Below are 16,297 nucleotides of genomic sequence, written 5' to 3' on the forward strand. Positions count from 1 at the left end.
TGCAGGGAAGCGGAGCGCCTCGCTCAGCGGGCGCTCCGCTCCGGGACCAGGACGGGTTTGACCACCCGGCCCGCGTCGCAGTCGCGTTCGGCCTCGTTGATGGCGGCGAGCGGGTACCGGCGGATCAGCTGGTCGAAGGGGAACCGCCCGGCCTGCCACAGCCGGGTCAGCCGGGGGATCAGCAGCGCCGGCACCGCGTCGCCCTCGCAGATGTGCGAGATCCGCCGGCCCCGGTCCAGTGTCCCCGGATCGAGCGACAGCGCGGTGCGGAGCCGGGCCACCAGCCCGAGGTGGCCGGTCGGGCGCAGGGCCCGGAGCGCCTCGTTGATCAGCGGGGCGGAGGCCGTGGTGTCCAGCGCGTACTGGGCGCCGCCGTCGGTCAGCCGCTGGATCCGCTCGGCCAGGCCGGGCCGGGGGACAAGGTCGGGCGGGGAGGCCAGGTCGGGCCCGGAGGCGTGGTCGGCCGGTCCGGCGCGCAGCGGGATCGCGCCGAACCGCTCGGCGAGGTTCAGCCGTTCGGTGTACCGGTCGACGGCCACGGTCACCGCCCCGGCGGCCGTGGCCGCCATCACCGCGGCCAGGCCCACCGCCCCCGCGCCGAGGACCACGACGGTGTCGCCGGGGCCGGCGCCGAAGGAGTTGAACACCGCCCCGGCACCGGTCAGGAAGCCGCAGCCGAGGGGCCCGAGCAGGTCGACGGGCAGCGAGCGGTCGACCCGGACGGCGTTGCGCGCCGGAACCATCGCGTACTCGGCGAACGAGGACTGGCCGAACCACCGGGGGGCCAGCTCGCCCCCGGTCGCGTCGGTGAACCGCGCCGCGTCCTCCTCGCGCCCGCCGAAGAGGTTGAGCGCGGCGAAGGAGTCGCAGTAGGCGGGGGCCGCACCCAGGCAGTTCCGGCAGTGTCCGCACGAGTCGAAGCTCAGCACGACGTGGTCGCCGACGCTCAGCCCGGTGCCCGGGCCGCCGGTCTCCACCACGACCCCGGCCCCCTCGTGCCCGAGCACCGCAGGCAACGGCGAGCGGCCCGCCGAACGCCGGACCGCGAGGTCGGTGCGGCACATCCCGCAGCCCGCGATCCGCACCAGCACCTCGCCGTCGGCCGGCCCCCCGTTCAGGACCACCTCCTCGACGGCGAACCCGCCCTCGTACGAGCGCAGTACCGCCGCGTCGAACCTCATCGTCACGCCTCCTCCGGATCGTCAAGCCTCCTCAGGCCGGTGCACGACGAACGGCCTGAGGTTCCCGTAGAGCCCCCACGGCCCGCCCGCGACGCCGACACCGCTGTCCTTGACGCCCGCGAAGGGCTGGGCGAGGGACAGCTCGGCGTGGTGGTTGATCCACGCCGTCCCGCACTCCAGCCGGTCGGCCACCGCCTCGGCCCGGTCGAGGTCCGTCCCCCACACCGAGCCGCCCAGCCCGAAGCCGGTGTCGTTGGCCGCCTCGACGGCCTCGTCGACGCTCCGGTACGGCAGCACCGGCAGGACCGGGCCGAACTGCTCCTCCGTCACCACCGGACTGTCGGAGGGGACGTCGGTCAGCACCGTCGGGGCGAAGAAGTAGCCCGGCCGGTCCAGCCGGTGGCCACCGGCCGCGGCCCGGGCGCCGTCCGCCAGGGCCCGGGCCGTGTAGCGCTCGACCCTGGCCAGCTGGGGGGCGTTGTTGACCGGCCCCAGCTGGGTGCCCGGGTCGAGTCCGGCGCCGACGACGACGCTCTTCGCCCGCTCCGCGAGGGCCTCGACCACGTGGGCGTGGAGCCGGGCCGGGGCGTAGACGCGCTTGACCGCCATGCAGACCTGCCCGCAGTTGCGGAACGCCGCCCAGAACAGCCGGTCCGCGATCCGGTCCACGTCCACGTCGTCCAGCAGGACGGCGGCGTCGTTGCCGCCCAGCTCCAGGGTGACCCGGGCGAGCGAGACGGCCGCGCCCGCCGCGACGGCCCGTCCGGTGGGGACCGAGCCGGTGAAGGTCACGTGGCGGATCCCCGGGTGGGAGGCGAGCCGGGCGCCGAGGGGTTCGCGGCCGGTGACGATCGTCAGGACGCCCTCGGGGAGGGCGGTGGCGAGGACGGACCCCAGCAGCCGGGTGGCGAGGGGGGTGAACGGGGAGGGCTTGAGCACCATCGTGTTGCCTGCGGCGAGCGCGGGCGCGAACTTCGCCGCCGCGAGCTGGAGCGGGAAGTTCCACGGGACGATCGCGGCGACCGGCCCCAGCGGCCGCCAGCGGATCTCGCTGCGCACCGGACGGCCGTCCGCGATCGGCTGGGGCCCGGGGGCCAGGTCGGCGAAGTAGCGCAGGCGGGCCGCCGTCCGGGCGACCTCGGCGGCCGACTCGGCCAGGGGTTTGCCCTGTTCCCGGGTGAGCAGCGGGGCGAGGTCGGCTCCGGCCGTCTCCACGGCGTCGGCTGCCGCGCGCAACGCGGCGGCGCGGGCGGCGGGGTCGGCCCGCCAGCTGCGCCAGGCCTCGTGGGCCCGGCCGACGACGGCGTCCAGCGCGTCCGGCTGCTGGTCGGGGGCCTCGGCGAAGGCCTCGCCCGTCGCCGGGTCGACGACGGCGAAGCGCCCGCCGTCGGGCCCGGGCGGGTGGCCGGGCCGGCTCGCCGGCATGCCGGCGGTCAACTCGCGGCGGTGACGACGGCCGCGTGGTCCCGGGCGTGCCGGTCCATCTCCGCCCGGAAGTCGGCCACCAGCTGCGGCCGGATCCTTCCGGCGGTGCGGTCGCCGCCCTCGCAGACGGCCCCGCGCACTCCCACGATGTCCGTGCCGATATGGGTCAGCGTGCCGAGGTCCGCCGCCTTGACGCTGCCCGCGAGCGCGGCGAGCAGATCGGCTTCGTGGGCCAGCCGGACGAACTCCGCGCAGACCTCGGGCGGAACGTGGTCGAACAGCCTGGTCCCGTCCTTGATCGCGGTGTCGAGCATGGCCGCGTCGGAGCCGGAGCGACGGGCGATGTCGGGCAACGCGAGCGGGTTGACGCAGCCGATCCGGTGGGCGTCGGCGTAGCCCGAGGCGACGACGAACGCGTCCGGCCGGTAGTCCTTCACGGCCCGGACGACCCCTCGCATGACGTCGACGGCCTGTTCGGGCGTCGTGCACCCGTAGAGGCCGACCTTGATGTACGTGGCGCCGGAGACGGCCGCGCCGAGCGCGGCCTGGGCCACCGTGCCGGGCTTGTACGGGACGTCCCCCACGGTGGCGGACAACGGCTTGTCCGCCGGGACGGCGTCACGGATCTCCCTGATCACCCACGGGAAGTTCGCGCCGAGCGAGCCCTCGTCCGGCTTCTTGACGTCGACGATGTCGAGGTGCTCCGCCGCCTTCGCGCAGTCGAGGGCCTCCTCGACGCCGTCCGGGGAGATGAGCAGCAACAACGTGGGCTCCTTCCACCGCAGGTCCACCGGCCGGGGGCAGGTGCGCGGAGTCGTCTGGATCACGTGCGGTCCGCTCATCATTCCTTCGGCCCGTGACCCCCGGTAGGGCGCGCGGAGCCCGAACGGGTCACTGCCGTGGCGCGATCACCCCCCGACGCGCCGGACACGCCAGTTCGAACCCGTCGCACACGGGCGCGGTCGGGTCGCCGGGGTCGGGATTCCTGCTCCTGGCCGCCGGGACGGCCGTTCAGGCCCACCGCTCCACGTAGCGGCGCTGCCAGGGCGTCTCCACCGCGTGCCGGTCGTAGTGCTCCCGGACGTACGCGACGGCCTCGGCGGCCGGGACGCCGTCCAGGATCGCGACGCAGGCGAGGGCGGTGCCGGTGCGGCCGTGGCCGCCGGCGCAGGCGAGTTCGACGCGTTCGGTCGCCGACCGCCGCCAGACCTCGCGGAAGGCGTCGGCCGCGTCCGCCCGGTCGGCGGGGAGCCGGAAGTCGGGCCAGTGCACCCAACGGCCCTGCCACGGGAGCGGCTTGGGCGGGCGGCCCAGCAGGTAGAGCCCGAAGGAGGGGTGCGGGCCGGGCGCCGGCGGGCGGCTGAGGCCGCGCCCGCGCAGCAGCCGCCCGGAGGGCAGGCGCAGCACGCCGGGGGCGGCCGGGTCCCAGGGCGCGGTCGGCCCGGTCGGTCCGGTGGTCTCGGTGGTCTCGGTCATCTCGCGGTTCTCCTCAGGACGCCACGTGCAGGGCCGGGGTGCCCGGCATCCCGGCCCGGTGGGCCAGGGCCGCCGCCTCGCCGCGCGAGGAGACGCCGAGCTTGGCCAGGATGTTGGCGACGTGGAACTTCACCGTCGACTCGCTGATGTGCAGCGCCGCGGCGATGTCCCGGTTGCGCCGGCCCTGGGCCAGTTGGTCGAGCACTTCCAGCTCGCGCGGCTGGAGACCGTCCAACGGGTCGGTGGCGCGCGGTTGTTCGGGCAGGCCGAGCGGCAGGTCGACGCTCACCGTGGTGCCCCAGCCGGGGACGGCCTCGATGGCGCAGCGCCCGCCGAGGGCGGCGATCCGGTCGGCGGTGCGGTGGACGGCCAGCGCGTCGGCGGCCAGCAGGCCGGGGCCGTCGTCCCGGACCACCGCCCGCAGCGTGTCACCGGTGAACCGCCAGCTCACGTGCAGCCTGGTCACGGCGTCCTGCTCCAGCATCACGAGGACGGCCGCCCGGACGGCGTCCCGGGCGGCGTGCGCGGTGTCCGCCGGCACGGACCGGCCTGCCTCCGCCGGCGGCGCGACGTCCAGCCGCACCCGGGTGTGCCGCAGCAGCGGGCGCAACTGCTGGTCGAGCCGGGCGAACGCGGCGTCGGCGGGCTCCTCGCTGAGCGCCCGGTCCAGGTCGGCGCCCCGGCGAAGGTCGAGCAGCGCCGTCACGGCCAGTTCGGTGGCGGCGCGGCGCGCGGTGGCGTCGTCCAGCGCGGCGGAGCGCAGCGGCGCGAGGATCGCGGTGAGCGCCGCGCCGTGGGAGCCGGTGAACTCGGCGATCGCCCGGGCGCGGGCGTTGGCGGAGGCCCGGGAGGCCACCGCGTGGGTGGGGCCGGCGTCGGTGGCGCGGTGGTGCGAGTGGGTGGTGACCAAGTCCCACAGCTGCTGGAGGACGGCGAGCGCCCCGGCCGCCACCGGGTCGGCGCCGCCGTCCCGGACCAGCACCAGCACCGCGGTGGTGGCGTCCGACGCCGACGCCGTGACCACCACGACGGACCTCGCCCGCCCGGCCAGCTGCGCCTCGCCCTGCCAGGCCCGGCCGTCGGCCGTCGCCGAGGTGGTCGTCTCGGCCAGTTTGGCGAGCTCCAGGCCGCTGACGGCGGCGGTCAGCTCGGGTGGGCCGAAGGCGAGCGTGGGGGAATAGGTGCAGATGCCGCTGAGCTGGGCGATCGCCACGTGCGGGACGAGGGTGGCGACCACCTCGGAGAGCCGGTCCATCAGGTGCGGCCGGGGGGTGCGCAGCACCTCGACGGCCCGCGCCAGCGCCTCCTCGGGGCGGCCCCAGTGCTGCCGCCACCGCTCGTCCGCGCCGTTCCCGTTCCCGTGGTCCAGGTCCCTGCCGTCCACGTCCTCGCCCGTCTCGTTGCGCACACCCTTGCCAACGCCGATGCCGTCGCCCATACCGGCCAGCCTAGCCCGGGCGCCGCGGTGGCAGCCTGGCCGTTCGGACAGGTGGAACCATCCGAAAGGCGGGCCTGGCGACCACCCCGGACGATCCAGGATGGAGCCGTCGGAAGAAACAACTCACCGAACCCGCAAGGACATTCCATGACCAAGGCGATCGCCTTCTCCGAGTACGGCGGCGTGGACGTGCTGCGCCCGACCGACGTCGAGCTGCCCGCCCCGGGCGCCGGCCAGGTGCGGGTCGCGGTCCGCACGGTGGGCGTCAACCCGCTGGACCACAAGGTGCGCAGCGGCTCGATGGTGGCGGCCTTCCCGGTCTCCTTCCCGCATGTCGGTGGCTACGAGCTGGCCGGTGCGGTGGAGGCCGTCGGCCCGGACGTGACCGCGTGGGCGCCCGGCGACGAGGTGTTCGGCGCCGTCATGGGCGGCGCGTACGCCGAACAGGCGCTCGTGGACGCCGACCTGCTGGCCCGCAAGCCCGCCTCGCTGAGCTGGGAGGAGGCCGCGGCGATCCCGGTGGCGGCCGAGACCGCCGAGCGGGTGCTCGGCGTCCTGGGCGTGCGGGCCGGCGAGACGCTGCTGGTGCACGGCGCGGCCGGCGGGGTCGGCACCCTGCTGCTGCAACTGGCCCGGGCGCGCGGGATCACCGTGGTCGGCACCGCCGGCGAGGCCAACCACGGCTACCTGCGCGAGCTGGGCGCGATCCCGGTGGCCTACGGCGACGGCCTGGCGGACCGGGTGCGGGCCGCCGCCCCGGGCGGGGTGGACCGGGCGCTGGACGCGGCGGGCAAGGGCGGGGTGCTGCCGCTCTCCATCGAGCTGACCGGCTCCGCGGACCGGGTGGTGACGATCGTCGACTTCGCCGGCTCCGCCGAGTACGGCGTCCGCTTCAGCGGCGGGGCGGAGGGCGTCGAGTCCTACCACCAGCGCGCCTACGCCGCCGTGCTGGCGCTGCACGAGGCGGGCACCCTGCGGTTGCCGCTGCACCAGGTGCTGCCGCTGGCGGAGGCGGCCGAGGCGCACCGGCTCAGCGAGCACGGGCACCTGCGCGGCAAGATCGTGCTCACGGTCTGAGCCACGGGTGCCGGGGTCGTCGACGACCGACAGCTGGCCCGGTGCACTGGTCAACTGGTCGATGCACCGGGCTTCCTGACGCGGAATCGGTAGAGTCCGGTGGCATGGTGACTGAGAACGCATCAGGGGTGTCGGCGGGCCGCCTGGCCGGGCGGTCCTGCGTGGTGACGGGCGCGGCCAACGGCATCGGCCGGGCCGTCGCCGAACGCTTCGTGCGCGAGGGCGCGTCGGTGGTCGGCACCGATATCGACGTCGAGGGCCTGCGCCGGCTGGCCGACCGCTTCCCGCACGCCGTCAGCACGGTGGTCGGCGACGTGGCCAGCGACGAGGACGCCCGCCGGATGGTCGACGCCGCCGTCGAACGGCACGGCCGCCTCGACGTCCTGGTGGCCAACGCCGGGGTGATCCCGCTCATGGAGGTCACCGAGGCCACCGCCGAGGAGTGGGACCAGGTCATGGCCGTCGACGGCCGCGGCATGTTCCTCACCTGCAAGTACGGCATCCAGGCGATGGCCGCCCAGGAACGGCCGGGTGGGGCGATCGTCTGCGTCTCCTCCATCTCCGGCGAGGCCGGCCAGCGCGGCCAGGCGGTCTACGGGCCCGCCAAGTTCGTCGCCTCCGGCCTCACCCGGCACCTCGCCGTCGAATGGGCCGACCGCGGCATCCGGATCAACGCCGTCGCCCCCGGCACCATCGCCACCGACCGCGTCGCCCGCCTGTACGACGAACCCGGCGGGACGGAGTACCTCGCCGCGATCGAGAAGCGCCACCCGATGGGCCGCCTCGGGGCCCCGGCGGAGGTCGCGGCGGCCGTCCTGTTCCTCGCCTCCGACGACGCCTCCTTCATCACCGGCGCGGTGCTGCCCGTCGACGGCGGCTACCTCGCGCAGTAGCCGTCAGCCCCCGGTGTTCGCGACAGGGGAGCCAGGGGAGCCGGGCGAGCCGGGGGAGCCGGGGGAGCCAGGGGAGCTAGGGAAGCCGGGGGAGCCGCTCGACGATGACCATCGCCGCGTCGTCGTCCAGCCGGCCGCCGACGTGGGCGAGCAGGTCGCGGCGCAGGTGGTGGAGCAGGGCGGTCGGGCGTTCGTCCTGCCAGGCGGTGACGCGGTCGGTGAGCGGGTAGAAGCGCCGGCCGGCGTCGCGGGCCTCGATCACGCCGTCGGTGTAGATCAGCAGCCGGTCTCCGGGGTGGAACGGGAAGGTCTCCACCTCGTACCGGGCCGGGGCGAGCTCGCCCAGGCCCAGCGGCGGCGCCGGGTGGCGGGCGGCCAGCGTGGTGATGCCGTCGGGGCGCAGCAGCAGCGGGGGCGGGTGACCGCAGTCGATCAGCCGGACGGCCGTGCCGTCGTCGGGGATGTCGAGCAGGACGGCGGTGATGAAGGACTCGCCGCTGTCCTCCGGCGGGGCCGCCTCGTCCGGGTCCTCGCCGCTCAGGCGGCGCCGGCGGGCCTGCTCGCCGAGCTGGGCGAGGTCCCAGCAGACGCTGCCGTCCAGGTAGGCGGCGAGCCCGGGCAGGTCGGTGTGCAGGTGGGCGGCGGCGCGGAAGGCGCCGAGCAGCAGGGCCGCGTCGCCGAGCGAGGACAGGCCCTTGCCGCGGACGTCGCCGACCAGCAGCCGGGTGCCGGTGGCGGTGCGGGCGGCCGCGTACAGGTCGCCGCCGACCTGTGCCTCGGCCTCGGCGGCGAGGTAGACGGAGGCCAGGTGCAGCGGCCCGATCCGGTCCGGCAGCGGGCGCAGCAGGACCCGCTGGGCGGCCTCGGACACCGAGCGGACCTGGGCCAGCTCGCGTTCGTACCGTTCGCGCAGCGCCCGCAGTCCGATGATCAGGGCGGAGACGACGACCTGCGCGCCCAGCTGGGTCTCGATGTTGGCGCTGGTGAGGCCGTCCCGGGTGATGCCGATGACGGTGAGCGCGGCGAGGGCCAGCAGGGCGACGCCGGCGGTGGCCCGGGCGCCGGCGTAGGAGGCGGTGAGCGCGGGGGCGACGATCAGCAGCGGGCCGAGGTGGATCTGCGCGGGGGAGAGGATGTCGACGACGGTGATCACGACGATCAGCGCGAGCGACAGCGCCGTCAGCGCGCGGCGGTCGGGCCGCCGGGGGCGGCGGCGGTCGCGGGGCTGCGGGTCACGGGGACGCTGCCGGAGTGGCACCTTTCCTCTGTACACCGTCGGGGCGGTGGGGCGCACCCCGGGCGCTCCTCGGGTGCACCCCGGAGACCCCCGGGCGCACCCCGTACAGGGGTCTCAGCCCTCTTCGCCGTAGCGGGCCAGGTAGGCGGCGAAGCGGGCGACGTCCTCGTCGGACCAGTCGGTGAAGCGGGCGGTGAAGGCCAGCCGGCGCTGCTCGTTGGCGTCCTGCAGCAGGGCGAGCCCGGCCTCGGTGGCGCGCAGGATCTGGCCGCGCTGGTCGTCCGGGTCGGCCTCGCGCCGCAGCAGGCCGAGCTTCTCCAGGGCGGTGACCTGGCGGCTGACGGTCGACTTGTCGAGCATGAAGTGGGCGGCCACGTCGGCGGCCCGGCAGCCGCCGCGCTCGGTGATCAGGTCGAGGATGCTGTAGGTGACCAGGGAGAGGTCGGGGTGCAGCTGGGAGGCCTTGTGCCGGGCGCGCCGGGCGAAGGCGGTCAGCTCGCGCTGGATGGCGTCGATGGACGACTGGCGGCCGGGCACGGGCGTTCCTACCTCCTCGATATTTGTTGCACTATACAACGGATTCCCCCGGGTTCGCGCGCCGCTCCGGGCCTCCCTGTCCCTGAGTGGCCTGCCAGGCGCGGGCGGCGGCAATCCGGCGGGTCGCACTCGGGTGAGTGGCGAACAGTAGCTCAAGCGCCCTCGGCGGGTCGACATCGGAGACGTTCGCCAAAGCCAGTCTGCGTTGCATCGCGACGAACTGCTCGGCGTCCGACGTCAGTTCGAGCGCGTGCCGGTCCGCCCTGGCCTCGATCCGGCGGCTCACCGCGCACTGGGCCGGCCCCGACAGCGCCCCCAGCAGCGCCGCGCACGCCGCCAGCAGCGGCAGCGCCCGCGGATCGGCCGCATCCGCCGCCCCCGCCGCCGACAGCAGCGGCCGCCAGGAGCCCAGCACCCCCAGCACGGCCACCGCCGCGGCCGCGCCCACCGCGCCCAGCAAGGTGCCGAACGGCACGTCCCGGTGCTTCACGTGGCCCAGCTCGTGCGCCACCACCAGTTCCACCTCGCGCGGCGTGGCCGTCGACAGCAGCGTGTCGTACGCGACGATCCGGCGGGTCGCGCCCAGCCCCGACACGTACGCGTTGAGCGCGGTGGTCCGCCGCGAGGCGTCCGCCACCAGGACGTCCCGCACCCGTACGCCGTCCCGCTCGGCCAGCGCCAGCAGGGCGCTGCGCAGCGGGCCCGGCGGCATCGGAGTGAAGCGGTTGAAGACCGGCTCGATCAGCAGCGGGTGCAGGAAGGACAGCGCCGCCGTCAGCACCGCCGCCGCGCCCGCCGCCGGCAGCCACCAGTGCCGCGGCGACCAGGCGGTCAGCGCGAACAGCCCGAGCGCGAGCGGAAGGACGAGCACGAGGGCCAGCCCCAGGCCGCGCAGCGCGTCCACCGCCCAGCCGGCCCAGCCCTGCGTCACCAGCCCGTACCGGGCCCGGACCACCCGCAGCCGGGCGCCGAACGGCAGCTGCAACGCCTGGCCGAGCACCACCAGGGCCGCCGCTCCCGCCAGCACCCCGGCCGTCCGGGAGCCGCCGAACCAGCCGCCGACGGCCGAGACCAGGCCGGCCCCGGCCGGGGTCAGGCCGAGCAGCAGGGTGAGCGCCAGGCCCGCCAGCCGGCCGCCCAGTGCCCAGGGAAGCTGGGCGCGGCGCAGCGCGCGGCCACGGGCGCGCTCGGCGGGGGTGAAGTCGGCTGGTGGGCGGCCGGTGGGGGCGGGGCCGGCGGAGGCGGTGGTATCGGTGTCGTCCATGGGGTGGGTGCGGCTCCGGGCTCTGGTGGACGGGGGCGGTTCAGCATCTCCTACCGCGCCGGGGCGGCGCTCAGTCCTCGGCGCCCGGTGCTCCAGCCTTTGGTGTCCGGCTGTGGGGGTCCGGCCGTGGGTGTTCGGCGGCTGGTGGCCGGACGCGGGTGTTCGGGGGCTGGTGGCCGGCCGTGGGTGTTCGGAGGTGGGTGTCCGGCCCGCCGGTGTTGTGCTCGGAATGTTGCGGAACCGAGGCGGATGGGTGCGGAACCCGTGCCGTAGGCTGACCGCTTCTGGATCGACCCGGGGGGAACCACTCATGCGCCGTGCCGCGGCCGTCGTCGCGCTGTTCGTCGGCCTGACCGCCGTCGCCGCCTGCGGGCCCGACGACCCCGCCCCGGCGCCGGCCGCCGCGCCCGGCTCGACCGCGGCCTCCTCGGGTGGGGCGGCGGGCGCGTCCACCAGCCCGGGTGCGACGCCGTCCGGAACCGCCGCCGGGAAGAACGCCGCGCCCCGGCCCGACGGCAGCATCACCGTCGCGTTCGCCGGAGACGTCCACTTCGAGGGCCGCACCGAGGCCCGGCTCGCCGTCCAGCCGCCGGAGCAGGCCCTCGGCCCGCTCTCCCGGACGCTCGCCGACGCCGACCTGTCCGTCCTCAACCTGGAGACGGCGATCACCGGGCGCGGCGCCCCCGAGCCGAAGACCTACACCTTTCGCACCTCGCCCAAGGCGCTCTCGGCGCTCAAGGATTCCGGCGTCGACGTCGTCTCCATGGCCAACAACCACGCCGTCGACTTCGGCGCCGACGGCCTCACCGACACCCTTGCCGCCAAGGACTCCTCGCCGATCCCGGTCGTCGGCGTCGGCCGCAACGCCAAGGAGGCGTACGCCCCGTACGTCACCACCGTGCGCGGTGTGAAGGTCGCCGTCGTCGCCGCCAGCCAGGTCGAGGACCTGACCAACCAGAAGTGGCGGGCCGGTGCCAACAAGCCGGGAATCGCCTCCGCGCTGGACGTCCCCGCGCTGGTCAAGGCGGTCGAGGCGGCCAAGCAGCAGGCGCCCGTCGTCCTCGTCTACCTGCACTGGGGCGACGAGGGCAAGGCCTGCCCCACCGGCCCGCAGACCGCCATCGCCAAGAAGCTCGCCACCGCCGGCGCCACCGCCGTGGTCGGCACCCACGCCCACACCATGGTCGGCTCGGGCATGCTCGGCAACACGTACATCGGCTACGGCTTCGGCAACTTCCTCTGGTACGGCACCTCCAACTACGCCTTCTCCAACGAGACCGGCGTCACCACCCTCACCCTCACCCGCGACGGCAAGGTCACCGGCGAGGCCTTCGCCCCGGCGACCATCGACGACAAGGGCGTCCCCGTCCCGGCCACCGGCGCCACCGCCGAGGCGGCCCGCAAGCGCCGCGACGCCCTCCGGGGCTGCACCGGCCTCGCCCCGGCCCCGGCGGCTCCGTCGGCTCCGGCTCCGTCGGCTCCGGCGACGGGCGCGACGGGCGCGACGGGCTCTGCGGGCGCGACGGGCTGATCCGCCTCCGGGGGCGCGTGGCCCTCTCGTGAGTGACCGGGAGCCGTCCTCAGCTCCCGGTCGCCGTCCGGCAGTTCGCCGCCCTCCAGCCGCCGCGGCACCGCGGCCGTGGGGGGTTCGGTCCATGGTCTCGGCGAGACGAAACGTCTCGTGCCGGTGCGCCCGGAAACGGCGGCGATCGGACCGGAGTCGAGGGGGTGGCGGCGAGTTGACGACTGCACAGGGCATCGGCGCAGCCGAACATATGTGTTAGGTTAGGCTTACCTAATATTGCTGGTCGGAGGGGATGTCCGTGCAAAAGTCCGAATTCGCCGGTGCCGTCGCGATGGTCACCGGGGCCGGGCAGGGCATCGGTGCGGCCGTGGCCCGGGCGCTCGTCGCCGAGGGTGCCGTCGTCGCCGCGGTGGACCGCAACCCCGGCCCGCTCGCCGCCCTCGCGGCGGAGTCGCCCGCCGTGCACCCGTACGTCCTGGACGTCGCCGACGGCCGGGCGGTGGACGACACGGTCGACCTGATCGAGCGCCAACTCGGGCCGATCGCCGCGCTGGTGAACGTCGCCGGGATCCTGCGCACCGCACCCGTCGTCGAACTCACCGACCAGGACTGGGCGGAGACCTTCGCGGTCAACACCACCGGCGTCTTCCACACCGGCCGCGCGGTCGGCCGCCGGATGGCCGGCCGCGGCCGCGGCGCGGTGGTCACCGTCGGCTCCAACGCCGCCGGGGTGCCGCGCGCCGGCATGGCCGCGTACGCGGCGTCCAAGGCGGCGGCCACCATGTTCACCCGCTGCCTCGGGCTGGAACTCGCCCGCTCCGGCGTGCGGTGCAACATCGTCTCGCCCGGCTCGACCGACACCGGGATGCAGCGCGCGCTCTGGGGCGAGGACGCCGAGGCCGCCGAACGGCGGGTCATCGACGGCGACTTGGGCGCCTGGCGGGTCGGCATCCCGCTCGGGCGGATCGCCGCACCCGCCGACATCGCCGAGGCGGTGGTCTTCCTGGCCTCCGACCGGGCCCGGCACATCACCATGCACGACCTCTACGTCGACGGCGGCGCGACCCTGCGCGCCTGAACGCCCTCGCCGTCCCCACGCCTTCCTCGCCGCTTCCCTCCGCTCCCCTCCGCGCCCCGGGCAACCCCCGGGCGTCGGCCATGCCCTGACCTCCTTCCCTGACCTTCCTCCCCGACCTTCCTCCCCGACGTCCAGACCGTCCAGACCGTCCCAGACTGGAGACTTCACGGTGACCACGGTGCACCACGCCCCCGCCGGGGGTGTCGTCGAGCACGCCGCCCCCGCCCCCGCTGCCCCGGCCCCCGCCGGGCCCGCCGACGCTTCCGCCCCGGCCCCCGACCACGCCGTCATCGGCGCGGCCAGCGGCCTGCTCGGCCAGTACCGGGCCGCGGCCGACGAGGCGTTCTTCGCCTCGCCGACCCGCACCCTGCTCACCGCCGGGGTGCACGCCCGGGTCCCGCAGGACGGGCGCCCGCTGCCCGTCCGGGTCGCCGCGACGCTGGCCGAGGCCCGTCGTGCCGGGGTCGAACGGCCGCTGGTGGTCGGCGCGGTGGCGTTCGACCACGACAGCCGGGTCGAACTCGCCGTCCCCGAGAGAGTCCGCAGAGCCGGGGCGCTGCGCGACGACCCGCTGATCGCGCTGCCCGCGCCGCCGGCCGAGCAGGTCGACTGGCAGGTGCGTCCGATCCCCGAGCCGGCCGCGTACGGCGCGGGCGTCGCGGCGGCCGTCGAGCGGTTGCGCGGTGGCGAGTTGAGCAAGGTCGTGCTGGCCCGCACGCTGGAGCTGAGCGCCGACCGCCCGCTGGACCTGCCCGCGATCCTCCAGCGGCTCGGCCGCCGTGACCCGGGCGGCTACACCTTCGCCGTCCCCGCCGGCGGCGGGCGGACGCTGATCGGGGCCAGCCCCGAACTCCTGCTCTCCCGGCGCGGAACGGCCGTCCTGGCCAACCCGCTGGCCGGTTCGGTGCCGCGCAGCGCCGACCTCGGCGAGGACGTCCGGCGCGCCGCCGCGCTGTTGGAATCGCCCAAGGACCTGCACGAGCACGCCGTCGTGGTGGACGCGATCCGCGCCGCGCTGGCGCCGTACTGCCGCACCCTGGACGTGCCGGCGCGGCCGACCCTGGTGCGCACCGCCGCGATGTGGCACCTGGCCACCACCATCACCGGCGAACTGGCCGATCCGGCGGTCTCCGCCCTGGAGTTGGCCACCGCCCTGCACCCGACCCCGGCGGTCTGCGGCACGCCGACGGCCGTCGCCCGGCGGGTGATCGGCGAGGTCGAGCCCTTCGACCGGGGCCTGTACACCGGCATGGTCGGCTGGGGTGACGCGGACGGCGACGGCGAGTGGGTGGTCACCATCCGCTGCGCGGAGGCGGACGAGCGGACCCTGCGGGTGTACGCCGGTGCGGGCGTCGTCGACCGGTCCCGGCCCGAGGACGAACTCGCCGAGACCAGTGCCAAGTTCCGCACCTTCCTGGACGCCGCGGGGGTGTCGCAGTGACGGCGACGGAGAGCTTTCTGACGCAAAATCAGTCCGCCGTTGTGGACCGGGCCTCCGCTCAGGAGTCCGCCTTCACCCCGTACCCCGCCGAGTTCGCCGAGCGCTACCGGGCCGCCGGGTACTGGCGCGGCGAGACCTTCGGGCGAATGCTGCGCGAGCGCGCCGCCGCGCACGGCGAGCGGATCGCGATCGTGGACCCGGCGGGGGAGGGGCGGCGCTGGACGTACGCCGAACTCGACCGCCGCGCCGACCGGATGGCCGCCGGGATGCTCGCCCGGGGGATCGGGCGCGGCGACCGCGTGGTGGTCCAACTTCCCAACGTGGCCGAGTTCTTCGAGGTGGTCTTCGCGCTGTTCCGGATCGGCGCGCTGCCGGTCTTCGCGCTGCCCGCCCACCGCGCCACCGAGATCGGCTACTTCTGCTCCTTCACCGGGGCGGCCGGCTACGTCGTCGCGGCCGTCGACAACGGCTTCGACTACCGCGAACTGGCCTCCCGGGTCAAGGCGGAGAGCCCGGCGCTGCGGCTGGTCCTGGTGGCCGGGGACGACCCGGGCGAGCACCTCCGGCTGGCGGACGTGCCCTGCGACGGGCCCGGGCCGTCCGAGGAACCGGAGCCCGGGAGCGTCGCCTTCCTCCAGCTCTCCGGCGGCAGCACCGGCGTGCCCAAGCTGATCCCGCGCACCCACGACGACTACATCTACTCGCTGCGCGGCTCGGTCGAGCTGTGCGCGCTCGACGAGGACAGCGTCTACCTGTGCGCGCTGCCCGCCGCCCACAACTTCCCTCTCAGCTCGCCCGGTTCGCTCGGCACGCTGTACGCGGGCGGCCGGGTGGTGCTGTGCCCGCGCCCCAACCCGGAGACGGCCTTCCCGCTGATCGAGCGCGAGGGCGTGACCATCACCGGGCTGGTGCCGCCGCTGGCCCTGCTCTGGCTGGACGCCGCCGAGCGCGACGCGGGCGGCCCCGGCGCGGGGGACCTGGACAGCCTGGAGGTGCTGCTGGTCGGCGGTGCCAAGTTCAGCGCCGAGGCTGCCCGGAGGGTGGGCCCCGTGCTCGGCTGCACGCTCCAGCAGGTGTTCGGGATGGCGGAGGGACTGGTCAACTACACCCGCCTGGACGACCCGGAGGAGCTGATCACCACCACCCAGGGCCGGCCGATCTCCCCGGACGACGAGGTCCGGGTGGTCGACGACCAGGACCAGGACCTGCCCGACGGCGCCACCGGCCACCTGCTCACCCGCGGCCCGTACACCATCCGCGGCTACTGGAACGCGCCCGAGCACAACGCCAACTCCTTCACGGCCGAAGGCTTCTACCGCACCGGCGACCTCGTCCGCCGCACCCCGACCGGCCACCTGGTGGTCGAGGGCCGGGCCAAGGACCAGATCAACCGGGGCGGCGAGAAGGTCGCCGCCGAGGAGATCGAGAACCACCTGCTCGCCCACCCCGCCGTGCACGACGCGGCGGTGGTGTCGATGCCCGACCCCTACCTCGGCGAACGCACCTGCGCCTACGTCGTCCTGCGTACCGAGCATCGCGAACAGCCGCCGAAGAGCATCGAGTTGAAGCGCTTCGTACGGCAGCGCGGACTGGCCGAGTACAAGGTGCCGGACCGGGTCGAGTTCGTCGACGCCTTCCCCGCCACCGGGATCGGCAAGGTCAGCAAGAAGGACCTGCGCGCCGCCATCGCGGCCGCACTCCCTACTCACTGAAGGAAAGACCACC

General features: G+C 75.4%; 14 protein-coding genes. 6 read left to right on the forward strand and 8 right to left on the reverse strand.

Features of this window, described 5'->3' with window-relative positions:
* Positions 1-23: 23 nt before the first annotated feature.
* The 5 genes from AB0O19_RS00085 to AB0O19_RS00105 all read right to left on the reverse strand — a co-directional run bounded on the left by AB0O19_RS00085 (position 24) and on the right by AB0O19_RS00105 (position 5,520).
* Complete coding sequence (locus AB0O19_RS00085) at positions 24-1,181, reverse strand: NAD(P)-dependent alcohol dehydrogenase (RefSeq protein WP_363616440.1); 1,158 nt, start codon at positions 1,179-1,181, stop codon at positions 24-26.
* Between the two features lie 21 nt (positions 1,182-1,202).
* Positions 1,203-2,606: an aldehyde dehydrogenase family protein gene (locus AB0O19_RS00090; RefSeq protein ID WP_363616442.1), complete on the reverse strand. Its 1,404-nt coding sequence runs from the start codon at positions 2,604-2,606 to the stop codon at positions 1,203-1,205.
* An 8-nt stretch (positions 2,607-2,614) separates the two neighbouring features.
* Positions 2,615-3,370 (reverse strand): (5-formylfuran-3-yl)methyl phosphate synthase, encoded by a 756-nt coding sequence (locus AB0O19_RS00095; RefSeq protein WP_363616994.1) that lies wholly within the window; start codon positions 3,368-3,370, stop codon positions 2,615-2,617.
* A gap of 247 nt (positions 3,371-3,617) precedes the next feature.
* Positions 3,618-4,082 (reverse strand): protein-tyrosine phosphatase family protein, encoded by a 465-nt coding sequence (locus AB0O19_RS00100; RefSeq protein WP_363616444.1) that lies wholly within the window; start codon positions 4,080-4,082, stop codon positions 3,618-3,620.
* A 13-nt stretch (positions 4,083-4,095) separates the two neighbouring features.
* Entirely contained in the window at positions 4,096-5,520 is a 1,425-nt protein-coding gene (locus AB0O19_RS00105; RefSeq protein WP_363616446.1) for a LuxR C-terminal-related transcriptional regulator, read from the reverse strand.
* 147 nt (positions 5,521-5,667) lie between these two features.
* On the opposite strand from AB0O19_RS00105, the gene AB0O19_RS00110 reads away from it, so the two are divergent.
* Positions 5,668-6,597: an NADP-dependent oxidoreductase gene (locus AB0O19_RS00110; protein ID WP_363616448.1), complete on the forward strand. Its 930-nt coding sequence runs from the start codon at positions 5,668-5,670 to the stop codon at positions 6,595-6,597.
* A gap of 104 nt (positions 6,598-6,701) precedes the next feature.
* Complete coding sequence (locus tag AB0O19_RS00115; protein WP_363579585.1) at positions 6,702-7,490, forward strand: SDR family NAD(P)-dependent oxidoreductase; 789 nt, start codon at positions 6,702-6,704, stop codon at positions 7,488-7,490.
* A gap of 76 nt (positions 7,491-7,566) precedes the next feature.
* On the opposite strand, the gene AB0O19_RS00120 is transcribed toward AB0O19_RS00115, so the two are convergent.
* The 3 genes from AB0O19_RS00120 to AB0O19_RS00130 form a co-directional block, all read right to left on the reverse strand.
* Positions 7,567-8,748 (reverse strand): PP2C family protein-serine/threonine phosphatase, encoded by a 1,182-nt coding sequence (locus tag AB0O19_RS00120; protein WP_363616450.1) that lies wholly within the window; start codon positions 8,746-8,748, stop codon positions 7,567-7,569.
* Positions 8,749-8,841: 93 nt separating this feature from the next.
* A complete protein-coding gene (locus AB0O19_RS00125) occupies positions 8,842-9,264 on the reverse strand; it encodes a MarR family transcriptional regulator (RefSeq protein WP_063349838.1) in 423 nt (140 codons plus the stop codon).
* Between the two features lie 31 nt (positions 9,265-9,295).
* Positions 9,296-10,528 carry a M48 family metalloprotease gene (locus AB0O19_RS00130; protein WP_363616452.1) on the reverse strand — a complete coding sequence of 411 codons (1,233 nt, stop codon included), beginning with the start codon at positions 10,526-10,528 and terminating at the stop codon, positions 9,296-9,298.
* A gap of 310 nt (positions 10,529-10,838) precedes the next feature.
* On the opposite strand from AB0O19_RS00130, the gene AB0O19_RS00135 reads away from it, so the two are divergent.
* The 4 genes from AB0O19_RS00135 (at position 10,839) to AB0O19_RS00150 (ending at position 16,284) form a co-directional block, all read left to right on the forward strand.
* Positions 10,839-12,059, forward strand: a complete 1,221-nt coding sequence (locus AB0O19_RS00135; RefSeq protein WP_363616454.1) for a CapA family protein — start codon at positions 10,839-10,841, stop codon at positions 12,057-12,059.
* 286 nt (positions 12,060-12,345) lie between these two features.
* Positions 12,346-13,131, forward strand: coding sequence for a 2,3-dihydro-2,3-dihydroxybenzoate dehydrogenase (locus tag AB0O19_RS00140; RefSeq protein WP_363616456.1), 786 nt, complete (start codon positions 12,346-12,348; stop codon positions 13,129-13,131).
* 289 nt (positions 13,132-13,420) lie between these two features.
* Positions 13,421-14,572, forward strand: a complete 1,152-nt coding sequence (dhbC, locus tag AB0O19_RS00145; protein WP_363616996.1) for an isochorismate synthase DhbC — start codon at positions 13,421-13,423, stop codon at positions 14,570-14,572.
* Positions 14,573-14,613: 41 nt separating this feature from the next.
* On the forward strand, positions 14,614-16,284 hold the full coding sequence (locus AB0O19_RS00150; RefSeq protein WP_363616458.1) for a (2,3-dihydroxybenzoyl)adenylate synthase: 1,671 nt from the start codon (positions 14,614-14,616) through the stop codon (positions 16,282-16,284).
* Positions 16,285-16,297 lie beyond the last annotated feature (13 nt).

It is taken from the genome of Kitasatospora sp. NPDC091276, from assembly GCF_040684355.1.
In the GTDB taxonomy this organism is placed as follows: domain Bacteria; phylum Actinomycetota; class Actinomycetes; order Streptomycetales; family Streptomycetaceae; genus Kitasatospora.